Annotated in this window: 12 protein-coding genes; 6 read left to right on the plus strand and 6 right to left on the minus strand. The window is 68.3% G+C overall.

The window, feature by feature from the left end; translation table 11 throughout:
• Window positions 1–105 precede the first annotated feature (105 nt).
• From F3H10_RS04545 to F3H10_RS04555, 3 genes are all read left to right on the plus strand, one after another.
• Window positions 106–660 carry a GMP synthase subunit A gene (locus F3H10_RS04545; RefSeq protein ID WP_149783652.1) on the plus strand — a complete coding sequence of 185 codons (555 nt, stop codon included), beginning with the start codon at window positions 106–108 and terminating at the stop codon, window positions 658–660.
• A 261-nt stretch (window positions 661–921) separates the two neighbouring features.
• On the plus strand, window positions 922–1737 hold the full coding sequence (locus F3H10_RS04550) for a hypothetical protein (RefSeq protein ID WP_149783653.1): 816 nt from the start codon (window positions 922–924) through the stop codon (window positions 1735–1737).
• Between the two features lie 620 nt (window positions 1738–2357).
• The gene (locus tag F3H10_RS04555; protein WP_149783654.1) at window positions 2358–4364 is read left to right on the plus strand and encodes a DUF2070 family protein; all 2007 of its coding nucleotides are present in this window, start codon (window positions 2358–2360) and stop codon (window positions 4362–4364) included.
• Window positions 4365–4432: 68 nt separating this feature from the next.
• Here F3H10_RS04555 and F3H10_RS04560 read toward each other — a convergent pair whose 3' ends face one another.
• From F3H10_RS04560 to F3H10_RS04580, 5 genes are all read right to left on the minus strand, one after another.
• On the minus strand, window positions 4433–4714 hold the full coding sequence (locus tag F3H10_RS04560) for a DUF3194 domain-containing protein (protein WP_149783655.1): 282 nt from the start codon (window positions 4712–4714) through the stop codon (window positions 4433–4435).
• A gap of 6 nt (window positions 4715–4720) precedes the next feature.
• On the minus strand, window positions 4721–5104 hold the full coding sequence (locus F3H10_RS04565; protein WP_149783671.1) for a prefoldin subunit beta: 384 nt from the start codon (window positions 5102–5104) through the stop codon (window positions 4721–4723).
• Window positions 5105–5256: 152 nt separating this feature from the next.
• Entirely contained in the window at window positions 5257–5595 is a 339-nt protein-coding gene (locus F3H10_RS16245) for a KEOPS complex subunit Pcc1 (RefSeq protein ID WP_149783656.1), read from the minus strand.
• A gap of 12 nt (window positions 5596–5607) precedes the next feature.
• Complete coding sequence (locus F3H10_RS04575; RefSeq protein WP_007994536.1) at window positions 5608–5742, minus strand: DNA-directed RNA polymerase subunit P; 135 nt, start codon at window positions 5740–5742, stop codon at window positions 5608–5610.
• Entirely contained in the window at window positions 5742–6008 is a 267-nt protein-coding gene (locus F3H10_RS04580) for an eL43 family ribosomal protein (RefSeq protein WP_149783657.1), read from the minus strand. Before F3H10_RS04580 ends, F3H10_RS04575 begins: the two co-directional genes overlap by 1 nt.
• Window positions 6009–6521: 513 nt before the next feature.
• Between F3H10_RS04580 and F3H10_RS04585 the strand changes: the two genes are divergently transcribed.
• Window positions 6522–7448 (plus strand): sulfide-dependent adenosine diphosphate thiazole synthase, encoded by a 927-nt coding sequence (locus tag F3H10_RS04585; protein ID WP_149783658.1) that lies wholly within the window; start codon window positions 6522–6524, stop codon window positions 7446–7448.
• Window positions 7449–7467: 19 nt separating this feature from the next.
• Here the strand turns inward: F3H10_RS04585 and F3H10_RS04590 are convergent, their stop codons facing one another.
• Window positions 7468–8370 carry a DUF7351 domain-containing protein gene (locus tag F3H10_RS04590; RefSeq protein WP_149783659.1) on the minus strand — a complete coding sequence of 301 codons (903 nt, stop codon included), beginning with the start codon at window positions 8368–8370 and terminating at the stop codon, window positions 7468–7470.
• A gap of 255 nt (window positions 8371–8625) precedes the next feature.
• Here F3H10_RS04590 and pyk point away from each other — a divergent pair, with 255 nt between their 5' ends.
• Together pyk and F3H10_RS04600 are read left to right on the plus strand one after the other, a co-directional pair.
• Window positions 8626–10386: a pyruvate kinase gene (gene pyk, locus F3H10_RS04595; protein WP_149783660.1), complete on the plus strand. Its 1761-nt coding sequence runs from the start codon at window positions 8626–8628 to the stop codon at window positions 10384–10386.
• A gap of 96 nt (window positions 10387–10482) precedes the next feature.
• Window positions 10483–10713 carry a DUF7312 domain-containing protein gene (locus tag F3H10_RS04600; RefSeq protein WP_223174197.1) on the plus strand — a complete coding sequence of 77 codons (231 nt, stop codon included), beginning with the start codon at window positions 10483–10485 and terminating at the stop codon, window positions 10711–10713.
• Window positions 10714–10901: the final 188 nt, after the last annotated feature.

The following is a 10901-nucleotide window of genomic DNA, read 5'->3' on the forward strand; positions in this document are numbered from 1 at the left end:
GATGATCCAAACACATGGATCGTTTGCGCGGACGGTGGTCGAGAACCGGCACGACCCTGCGGTCCGTTCCGAGTCGTTTTTGTGCCGTCCCCGCGGATCGCGTCCATGACACGGATCGTCGTTCTCGATCTCCACGGCCAGTTCACCCACCTGGAGCGGCGCGCGCTCCGGGACATGGGCGTCGACACCGAGATCGTCGACGCCGACACGCCGCCCGCCGAGGTCGACGCGGACGGGGTCGTCCTCTCCGGCGGCCCCGACATGGACCGGATCGGCAAGGCCCGCGAGTACCTCGACCTCGACGTCCCCGTCTTCGGGATCTGTCTGGGGATGCAGGTGATCGCCGACGAGCGCGGCGGGCGCGTCGGCGGGGGCGACTACGGCGGCTACGCCGACGTCGACGTGGAGATCGTCGACGAGGCGGACCCGCTCGTCGGGTCGCTCGCGCCCGACACCCGGGTGTGGGCCTCCCACGCCGACGAGGTGAAGGAACTCCCCGACGGGTTCGCCCACACCGCGACCTCGGACGTCTGCGGGATCGAGGCGATGTCGAACGTCGAGGAGGACCTGTACGGCGTCCAGTGGCACCCGGAGGTCGCCCACACCGAGGAGGGCGAGGAGGTCTTCGAGAACTTCGTCGCGATCTGCGAGTCGGCGTAGGACGTTTCGATACCGCCGACATTCATTTCAGCTGATCGGTGTTGTGCGCTGAATAGGGTGGTTCTCTGTAGCGTAGCGGCATCGACTTCGTTTCAAAAAGAGTGGGCAGCATCCGATCAATACCCGTATATTCGTCAAAAGAGCGTGGAACTCGCTCAATACGGAGTACCGACAGTTTGGCTCCCCGCTATCGTCCTGCCGACTCGCACTGGATTGATTTCCATCGGAATATTATAGTGTCTTCTCGTTAACATCTCCCGCATGGAGAGGCGCGGGATTCTGGAATTCATCGGCGGTGTCGGATGTGGGACGTTCGTAGGGTATTACATCGGCGCGAAGGAGTTACTCGGTATTCAGGGCTCCTCTACGGACAGCGAGCAGCGATCTCCGGATACCGACGGATCGGCGGAGACCTCACCCGAAAGCGAGACCACTCCATCCGACGCGGATGAAACCGAGAGTGAAGGCCCTGACACAACCCCGCTGTACGACGATTTCGAAGACGGTACGCTTGATGATCCGGAGTGGCGTGCCGTCGGAGGGGGACCGGGAGGCCTCGCACAGGAAAACGAGATAGGAGTCGCGAACGACGGACATGAAAGCCAGCATTCGCTCTATCTCGACCAAGGTGGGAGTCTCAGTAACTTCAGTGCCGAATCTACCCTTGATCAAACTGTCTCTCCGAGCCGGATCTCTTTCTACATAAAGCCGATGAGCGCGGATCAGTACACGAAAAACCAGCTCAGGTTGATCAACGGGGACACCATCGGGATTCGGTTCACCAACCACATACAAAACGACGGGCTGTACTTCAGATTTGGAGACGGGAACGATGAGGAGGACAGAAACCGGATCCGTGATGGTGCCATCGATCCGGACGTTGAGCGGTTCGTCCAGATCAGCATGCGGGAGATCGACTGGGCCGACGGAACGATCGGAGAGGTATACGTTGACGGAGAACAGGTCGCCACGGACGCACCGTTCGAGAACGATATCCCTGGATTCGATACGGTTGCCTTTGCGGCTATCGGTGGGGGAGACACGGTCTTTAGGGTAGACGATATCGGCTGGCAGTGAGAACCAGCGTGACGATAGAACATCACACCGAAACATACGGAATAGAACGTCTCACCGTTCGGTACGTATCCTCCATCGAGCGATTCACGCTACTTTTTCGGTAGGGCTTCGGTGTGATATTCGTAGCCTGTATTCAGTACGAAGAAGCTAGACAGTCATCACCGATACCTGACCTCCAGGATGCCTCTCTCTGAAAACTCCGCTTTCGACTCCGTCGTGACCCGTCCGTTCGACGAGTTCACGAGTTGCGTCACCGTTCGTGGGAGAGCGTCAGTTGATCGGGAACGGTCGGCGGAACATGAACCGATCCGTCGAAGTCGCTACGAGTGTGGACAACACCTCCAAAGACCCAATCGGGAGAACGCCGTGCGCCGTCCTCCCGATTGCCCCTTTGAATCCCGCCCCGCGACCGCACCTCACGCCTCCCCAGCCTCGTCGCTCACTTCGTTCGCGACGTCCCTCGCGGGCTCCTCGCGCCCCTCTGGGACGCTCGGAGGCGCGCCACCGCGGGAATCGATCACGTTTCATGAGTCGATTTCCTGCTGGCGAGATATGCCGATCTCCACATCGGCGTCCGAAAGCCGGAGAGACTTTTATTCGCGGGCGCGAATCCCGCACCCGTGACCGCGACACAGGGACGGCTCGCCGGGCTCTCCAAGTTCATCTTCCGCGCGCCGCGCTGGCCGAGAACGCTCGCGTTCGCCGTGCTCTTGGGCGGGCTCACGGGGATCGCCGTCTTCGACTCCGCCTCGACGATGGGGTCGACGTACCCCGTGTTGCTCGTCGGCCAGGACGCCTGGCAGGGGATCGTCTTTCTCGGCGCGCCGACGGTCGTCGCCGCGCTCACGACCACCACGGTGGACCGCGCGCTCGGCGGGAGCCTCACGTACAACCGGTCGGCGCTTTTAGCGCTCCTGTGTGAGCTGTTCGTCGTCGTCGTGCTCGTCGTCGCCGGGGTCTTCGCCGCCGTCCTCGGGCTCTCCCAGCGGTTCGTCTTCGACGCGCTCGTCGTCGCGCTCGCGTCGATCTTCGCCCTCCGGCTGCTCGCCGTCCTCGCCGTCTCGCGGGTCTCCGTGCCCGCCGCCAGCGTCCCCGCGTTGGTCCAGACCGCCGTCGCCGCGGCCCTGCTCTTCGTGTACGGCGGGACCGCACGCCTCCTCATTGATGGCGGGTCCGCCTACGAGGCGTACGTCGTGTTCCTCTCGCGGACCGACCACGGCCCGCCCATCTTCGACGCGGTGACGATCGACCACTTCCTGCTTCTGGGCGCGCTCTGTCTGCTCTACGCCGTCGCCGTCTGGGCGTTCCTCGTCGCGGTCGAACGACCGTGGCGGCGCGCGCTCGACGTCTCGGTGCTGGATTTCATCCGCGGGTTCATCGGCTACGCCGCCGAGGAGTCCCGCGATCTGGAGCGGTTCTTCGAGCGGCTCGGACAGGACGCGGTGGTCCCGGTCTCGGTGCTGTCGTTCCGGACCATCGAGGGCGATGCGGACGATGCTGACGACGCCGACGACACGGACTCGAACGCCGGAGCGGACGCGGCCGCCGACGGCGGGAGGGTCGATCCCGACCGACTCGGCGCGGAGAAGGCCCGGTTCGTGCTGCCGATGATCCACCCCGGCCCGCTCGGCGAGATCGGCGGCGGCGACCTCCCGCGCCGGGTCGCGCTCTCGGCGGAGGGGATCGGCTTCCCCCCGCACGCGACCGCGGGCCACGACTTCAACCTCGTCTCGGAGACCGAGGTCGACTGCGTCATCGACGCCGCCGACCGCGCGCTCGACGACGCGACGTTCCGACGCGAGGGGACGGTCCCGCAGTCGGTCGCGGCCGGCGAGTCGTCGGTGCTGACCCAGCGGTTCGGCGACGCCGCGCTCGCGATCTCGACGTTCGCGCCGGGCTCGGCGGATGACGTCGACTTCGCGGTCGGCCAGTCCGCGATGGCGGAGTTCCGGACCGGCGGCGTGGAGGACGTCCTCCTCGTCGACGGCCACAACTGCCACACGGGGCTGTCGGGGGCGGGCGCCGACCTCGGCCACGTCACGCCGGGATCCGAGCGCTCCTACGACCTGTACGACGCCGCGGGCTCCGCCGGGGAGGCGGCCGCGACCGCCGACCGCGGGCGGACGGAACTCGGCGTCGCCTGGGACCCGACGGGGTGGACGCCCGAGGAGGGGATCGGGCCGCTCGGCGTCCGGGTCGCGGTCACCCGTGTCGCCGGCGTCGAGGCCGCCTACGTGCTCATCGACGGCAACAACATGGTTCCGGGCCTGCGAGCGGACCTGCTCGCGGCCGTCCGCGAGGCGACCGGGATCGACCACGTCGAGGTCATGACCACCGACAACCACGTCGTCAACCGGACCCGCGCGGACAACCGGGTCGGGGAGGAGGTCGACGCCGACGCGCTCGCCGAGCGGGTCGCGTCGCTCGCGGTCGACGCACGCGAGGACCTCGAACCCGTCGCGGTCGGCGGGGGGACCGAACGCACGACGGTGACCGTCTTCGGCAACGACCGAACCGAGACGCTCGCGACGCAGGCCAACGCCGCGCTCTCTCTCGGGGCGGCGCTGGCGGCGGCGGTGACGCTGTTCGCGATGTCGGTGAGCGTGCTGCTGTTCTTCCTGACGTGAGCGGCCCGGGACGGCGCTCCCGCTGAAAGCCGAAAAAGGACGAACGGGTCGAATCCGGCCCGTTCTCGTTACTCCCCGAACAGCTCGTCGACGGCGTCGCCCGCGGCCTCGGTGGCCGCCTCGACGACCGCCTCCGGGTCGGGGTCGTCGTCGCCGTCGGGGGCGTTCAGGTAGACGTCGACATCGAGGACGCCCTCCTCGAAGGTGACCGTGACGTCGAGATCGGTCACGGCCGACTGGTCGTAGTGTTTGAAGACGACCCCTTCGGCCGCCTCCGCGGCGGTACGAACGACCTCCTCGTCCGTCGGCCCGTCACTCGTCGATTGCTCGCTCGACGCGTCCTCGCTCATCGGTCTCTACGCGCCGCCCGCGCCCGGACCGCCGGGACCCATCGGGCCGCCGCCCGCGCCGCCCTGGAGCATCTGCTGGAGCTCGCCCTGGAGGTCGTCGAACTGCTCCTGCACGCGCTCCTCCTGTTTCTCGAGCTGCTCGACGCGGACCTCGAGGGAGTCGACCTTGTTCTCGAGGTCGTCGTAGGCGGACTCGTAATCGGTCTCGACGAGTACCTCGCCGATCTCGCGGTACATGCCGGCGTCCTCGTCGACGTCCTCGAGGGCGTCGAGCGCCGTCTTCGACTCGTTGAGCGCGCTCTTCGCCTGCTCCTTCTGCTCGGCGACCTGCTGTGCGGTCTCCTGTAGCTCCTGAAGCTCCTCGATCTTCTCCTGTGCCTCGGGCGGCATGTTCCCTTGCATGGGCGGACCGAGGCGGCCCGGACGGAAAAACCCCCGACTTCTCCGACGAGCGCTCGAAACGTCGAGAATCCACGGGAGACGGTTCGAGCGGACGAAAACGGCGCTCGTAGCGTGCTACCGATCGACGGATCGGTACCGGCTCACGCGCTCGATCGTCCCCGACTCACGCGCTCGGCGACCGCGACCAGCCGCGACCAACTCGTGATCCCCGCGCGCAGCGCGACGAGGTCGGTGGCGGTCACGCGGACGCGGACGACGGAGCCGTCCCGGGAGACGGTCGCGCTCGACCGCGACTCGTCGAGTTCGCCGACCTCGGGCGCGAGCGCGTCGGCGACGATCCGGGCGCGCCGCTCGTCGGGGTACTCGAAGGAGAGAAGCGTCCCGTGGTCGCGGTCGGCGTCGGTCGCCGGCGCGGCGTCGGCGGGCCCGGTCGTCGCGTGGTCGGCGGGCCCGGTCGTCGACGCGTCGCGGTCGGTCACGGCGGGGTCCGGTTACTCGACGTCGACTTCCTTGATGTCGCCGCCGCGCTCCTTCAGGAGGACGCGGTGGCCACAGTAGGGACAGCGGACGCCGCCGTACTCGTCGAGCGTGACGTCGCGCTTACAGCGGGAACACTTGTAACTCATTATTCCTCGTCGGCGAGCGCGGCGCGGATGGAGCGGCGGACGGTCCGGCCGCCGGGGGTCTCGGGGCGGTAGGCCCCGCCGGTGAACGTCTCGCCGGTCTCCTCGTTCACCCAGATGCCGGTTCCGACGCGCTTGACGTCATCGCCGTCGACGGTCGCGTTCTGCATCTCCGCCTCGATGTCCTTGACCCGCTTTCTGGCGACGCGGCCGTAGCGAGCCCCGAATCGGCCCGCACTGCCGGTGCTTCGTGCCTTGTCCTCAGCCATAGTGTGCCTGAATACCGCCAGCGTGGGTAAAAAGGCTACGAGTCGGCCACGGCCGTGCGCCTCCGTGGCGTAACCGTTCGTTTGGTTTCTCGGACTCCCGTTTCTCGGATGCGTCCTCGAAGGAACCGTCGCTCACTGGCGAGGTTCGTCGATCGAATCGCGAGCGGAGTGAGTAGAACGGGTCGTTGCTGGCGCAGTGAACTCCTCCAAAGCCCCAACGCCGAGGACTCGGGGGCCTCGCTGTGGTCCTCAGTCGCTCACTCCGTTCGCTCCCTGTGGTCCTTGCGTCGGCCGCCGTCCCCCTCGGCGTTGCCCCTTTGAGTCCCACCCCGCTCAGCCCCGCACCTCATACCTCCCCAGCCTCGCGATTCCCTTCGGTCATCGCGCCCCTCGCGGGCTCCTCGCGGCCTCCGGCCGCTCGGAGGCGCGCCACCGCACCGCGAGTCGGATCGGTACTTCGACCGTATCGACCACAACGACTAATACAACCCAGTGATATTACTCGGTCGTACCATGGAGTTCGACGGCTTCAGCGACGTGAGCGAGACCGACGTAACGCGCGCCATCGGGCGGGACTGGTCCGAGGAGTTCCTCGACTTCTCCGAGAGCGAGGCCATCGTGATCGGGGGCGGCCCGTCCGGGCTGATGGCGGCGAAGGAGCTCGCCGAGCGCGGGGTGAAGGTGATGGTCGTCGAGAAGAACAACTACCTCGGCGGCGGCTTCTGGCTCGGCGGCTTCCTGATGAACAAGGTGACCGTCCGCGACCCCGCCCAGGAGGTGCTCGCGGACCTCGACGTCGACTTCGAGCCCGCGGAGGGCGTCGAGGACCTCTACGTCGCCTCCGGGCCGGAGGCGTGTTCGGGGCTGATCAAGGCGGCCTGCGACGCGGGAGCCAAGGTCCAGAACATGACCGAGTTCACCGACCTCGTCGTGCGCGAGGACCACCGCGTCGGCGGGATCGTGATGAACTGGACGCCAGTCCACGCGCTCCCGCGCGAGATCACCTGCGTCGACCCCATCGCGGTCGAGTCCGAGGTCGTGATCGACGCCACCGGCCACGACGCGGTCGCGATCAACAAACTCGACGAGCGGGGCGTCCTCGACGTTCCCGGCATCTCCCACGCCAAGGAGCACAACACGGGAATGGACGCGACCGGCGACGACGAGTACGGCGCGCCGGGTCACGACTCGCCCGGCCACGACTCGATGTGGGTCGGCAAGAGCGAGGACGCCGTCGTCGAACACACCGGCGTCGTCCACGACGGACTCGTCGCGAGCGGGATGGCGGTCGCGACGGCCTACGGGCTCCCGCGGATGGGACCGACCTTCGGCGCGATGTTGGTCTCCGGCAAGCGCGCGGCACAGGCCGCACTCGACGAACTCGGCGTCGACGCCGGCGACGTACGGCTCTCCTCGCGGCCCGCCCCCGCCGACGACTGATCCCGCCCGCGCACGACTCCTAGTCCCGACGGACGTCGAGTCCGTCGTCGACCCGGAACCGGTCCCCGTCCGGCGTCTCGAAGACGAATTCCGTCCCCTCGACGGTGACTGGCCACGACATCACCGTGGCGTTGCGGTCCCAGCCGGGGTCGATACCGTTTCTCGTGAAGAAGCCGGCCATCGGCTCCCGGTCGTCGGTGGCGTAGAGCGGGTGTGTGATGTGTCGGCGTCCGCAGCGGTCACACGCGAACCGGACCATCCCGTCGTGGTCCACGTGGCGGAACCCGTAGCCGTCGTCTCCCGGGTCCTCGCCCTCCGCGGGGGGAAGCGTGATCGTCACGTCGTGGCCGCAGTTCGGACAGAACCCGTCGGCCATCGCCCGAAAGGTGTGTACCGCGCGGAGATGGGAACGCTCGAAGGCGGTCCCGATGTCGATCCCCGACACGCCCGACGGTGGATACGCGAGCGACGCGAGGGTCCCGTCGAGGACGAGTTCGTGGTCGATCAGCCCGATACACTCCTGACACTGCGTCACGAGATACCCCCTTCGGTAGAAGGCCTGGATGTCGGCTCCACACCGGTAACACTCGCCGTCGACCGGCTCCGCCTCGACGGTCCGATCCTCGGTGAGCACGCCGGTCCGTCGGAGTCGGACCACCTCGCGGCCCGGCTCCGCGAGCCGATACCCGGTTTCGGTCTTCGTGACGAATCGGTCGGTGAGCTTGTCGAGGTGGTAGCTGAACCGGCCGCTGTCCTCGACGCCCACGTCGGCCTTGATCGTCGAGTACGCGGCGTTGCCCGCGAGCGGGCCGGACGCGACCGTCCGGTCGTACAACGAGTCGAGGATGGCGAGCCTGACTTCGCTGTCGAGCACGGAGAACGCGAGCGCGTCACGTGAGCGGACCGCGGCGATACTGTCCATTCGTCCGTCTGGTGTGGTAGTAAGCGCTTATGTATTTCGTTCCAAATGACATGTCATGCGTCCCGGACGCACGGGCCACGGTCGGGACGGACGGACCGCGATCGGACGCCGAGCTATCCGTCGTGATCGTCCCCGATCGTTCGCGGTGAAAGCGCCGAAATGCGACCGTTCGACCGCGCTCTCCGGGTTCTCTCGTCTCGCCTCGGTCGCGGCTCGACCGTGTGTCTTTTTCCGGCGCTGCGCCGAACTGTGCCTATGCGAAACGCCAAGATCGTCTGTACGCTGGGTCCGGCGTCGGACGACCGGGACACGATCCGCGACCTCGCGGCCGCGGGGATGTCAGTCGCTCGACTCAACGCCAGCCACGGAACGACGACCCACCGCGAGGACGTCATCGAACGCGTCCGCGACGTCGACGACACGATCGACGACCCGCTCGCGGTGATGGTCGACCTGAAGGGCCCCGAGGTCCGAACCGCCGAGATCGACGACCCGATATCGCTCGCGACCGACGCCGAGGTGACGTTCCACGAGGGCGACGACGCGACCCCCGAGCGGGTCGGGCTCACCCACTCGATCGCGGCGGCGAGGCCCGGCGACACGGTCCTGCTGGACGACGGCCGGATCGAGTGTCGCGTCGAGCGGGTCGCCGAGGACGGCTCGGTCGTCGCACGCGTGGTCTCCGGCGGGCAGCTCGGCTCCCGGAAGGGCGTCAACCTCCCGGGCGTCGCGATCGACGTCGACCTCGTCACGCCCGAGGACGAGGATGAGCTCCGGCTCGCGGCGCGTGCCGACGCCGACTTCGTCGCCGCGTCGTTCGTCCGCGACGCCGACGACGTGTATCGGATCGCCGACCAGTTGGAGGCGTACGGCGGCGACGAGGTCCCGGTGATCGCGAAGATCGAGCGCGCGGGAGCCGTCGAGAACCTGCGGGGCATCGTCGACGCCGCCGACGGCGTGATGGTCGCCCGCGGCGACCTCGGCGTCGAGTGCCCCCTCGAGGACGTACCCATGATTCAAAAGCGGATCATCCGCACCTGCGTCGACGACGGCGTCCCCGTGATCACGGCGACCGAGATGCTCGACTCGATGGTCCGCTCGCGGCGACCCACCCGCGCCGAGGCCTCCGACGTCGCCAACGCGGTCCTCGACGGGACCGACGCGGTGATGCTCTCGGGCGAGACCGCCATCGGCGACCACCCCGTCAGGGTCGTCGAGACGATGGACCGGATCGTCCGCGAGGTCGAGACCAGCGAGGAGTACGCCGAGACGCGCGAACAGCGGGTGCCGGCCGCCGCCGAGGGCTCCCGAACCGAGGCGTTGGCGCGCTCGGCGCGGTATCTCGCGCGAGACATCGGCGCGTCGACGGTCGTCGCGGTCTCGGAGTCCGGCTACACCGCCCGCAAGACCGCCATGTTCCGCCCGGGCGTCCCGGTCGTCGCGACCACGCCGGACGACCGCGTTCGACGCCAGCTCGCGCTGTCGTGGGGCGTCCAGCCGGTCACCACCGAGTACGCCCACGACATGGAGACCGTCCTCGACAACGCGGTCGACGCCGCCCTCGACACCGGCGCGGCCGCCTCCGGCGACACCCTCGTGGTCCTCTCGGGGATGCTGACTGAACTCGAGGGGACGAACACCACGAACACGCTGAAGGTCCACATCGCGGCCGAGACCGTCGCCACCGGGAAGGCGGTCGTCGCCGGGCGCGTCGCCGCGCCGGTCCACCGGAGCTCGGACGGCGACCTCTCCGTCGTCCCCGCGGGATCGGTCGTCGCGCTCGGACCCGACTTCGAGGGCGAGTTCATCGGCGACCTCGACCGGATCGCCGGGATCGTCGACGCCCGTCCCGGAATGACCGGCTACCCGGCGGTCGTCGCCCGCGAGCTGGGCGTCCCGATGGTCTCCGGCGTGACCCTGCCGGACGCCGTCGCGGACGGGACCACCCTCACGATCGACGGCGAGCGCGGCGTCGTGTACGACGGCGACGTGATCGCGCCGGCCAGACGGCGGTAGGATCTCGGGTCGCGTTCCGCGACCGATCGCGCCCGCCGGTCTCGTCGACCGATCGCGCCCCGCCAGCCATTTACCCGGCACGCGCCTACGGCGAGTATGAGCGGCGATGACACCCGAAGCCGGGCGAACGAGGTCCGCATGGACGAGGACGACGACGGACGCGAGTGGCGCTTCGGCGTCGACGACGTGGGCCCCGACGGGGTGACGGAGGACACCTCGACCCCCGCGGACGAGCCGATCGAACCGGGCTCCATCGAGGCCGAACACGCCGCCTTCGTCGTCCTCGGCGTCGCGCTCGTCGTCGGCGTGTTCGTCTTCGGGTTCTGATCCGTCGGTAGTGCGAGGGGGATACGGATCGCGGAAGACTTCTCCGGAGCCCCACCCGGCCGCGGCCGCACCGCACCTCACGCCTCCCCAGCCTCGGCCTCGGCGACCCGCCGGAGCCGCCGGCGGGCCGCCTCGACCTCCCTCGCGCGGGCCGTTCGCGGCCGGCGGCCGCTCACGGGCGCGCGCCA

Source organism: Halorubrum aquaticum, assembly GCF_900113615.1.
GTDB lineage: Archaea > Halobacteriota > Halobacteria > Halobacteriales > Haloferacaceae > Halorubrum > Halorubrum aquaticum.

Excerpts from the sequence above, each read along its gene's own strand:
- F3H10_RS04545 (WP_149783652.1), top strand. The coding sequence starts at position 106 with ATGACACGGATCGTCGTTCTCGATCTCCACGGCCAGTTCACCCACCTG.
- F3H10_RS04550 (WP_149783653.1), top strand. The coding sequence starts at position 922 with ATGGAGAGGCGCGGGATTCTGGAATTCATCGGCGGTGTCGGATGTGGG.
- F3H10_RS04560 (WP_149783655.1), bottom strand. The coding sequence starts at position 4,714 with ATGAGCGAGGACGCGTCGAGCGAGCAATCGACGAGTGACGGGCCGACG.
- F3H10_RS04565 (WP_149783671.1), bottom strand. The coding sequence starts at position 5,104 with ATGCCGCCCGAGGCACAGGAGAAGATCGAGGAGCTTCAGGAGCTACAG.
- F3H10_RS04575 (WP_007994536.1), bottom strand. The coding sequence starts at position 5,742 with ATGAGTTACAAGTGTTCCCGCTGTAAGCGCGACGTCACGCTCGACGAG.
- F3H10_RS04580 (WP_149783657.1), bottom strand. The coding sequence starts at position 6,008 with ATGGCTGAGGACAAGGCACGAAGCACCGGCAGTGCGGGCCGATTCGGG.
- F3H10_RS04585 (WP_149783658.1), top strand. The coding sequence starts at position 6,522 with ATGGAGTTCGACGGCTTCAGCGACGTGAGCGAGACCGACGTAACGCGC.
- F3H10_RS04590 (WP_149783659.1), bottom strand. The coding sequence starts at position 8,370 with ATGGACAGTATCGCCGCGGTCCGCTCACGTGACGCGCTCGCGTTCTCC.
- pyk (WP_149783660.1), top strand. The coding sequence starts at position 8,626 with ATGCGAAACGCCAAGATCGTCTGTACGCTGGGTCCGGCGTCGGACGAC.
- F3H10_RS04600 (WP_223174197.1), top strand. The coding sequence starts at position 10,483 with ATGAGCGGCGATGACACCCGAAGCCGGGCGAACGAGGTCCGCATGGAC.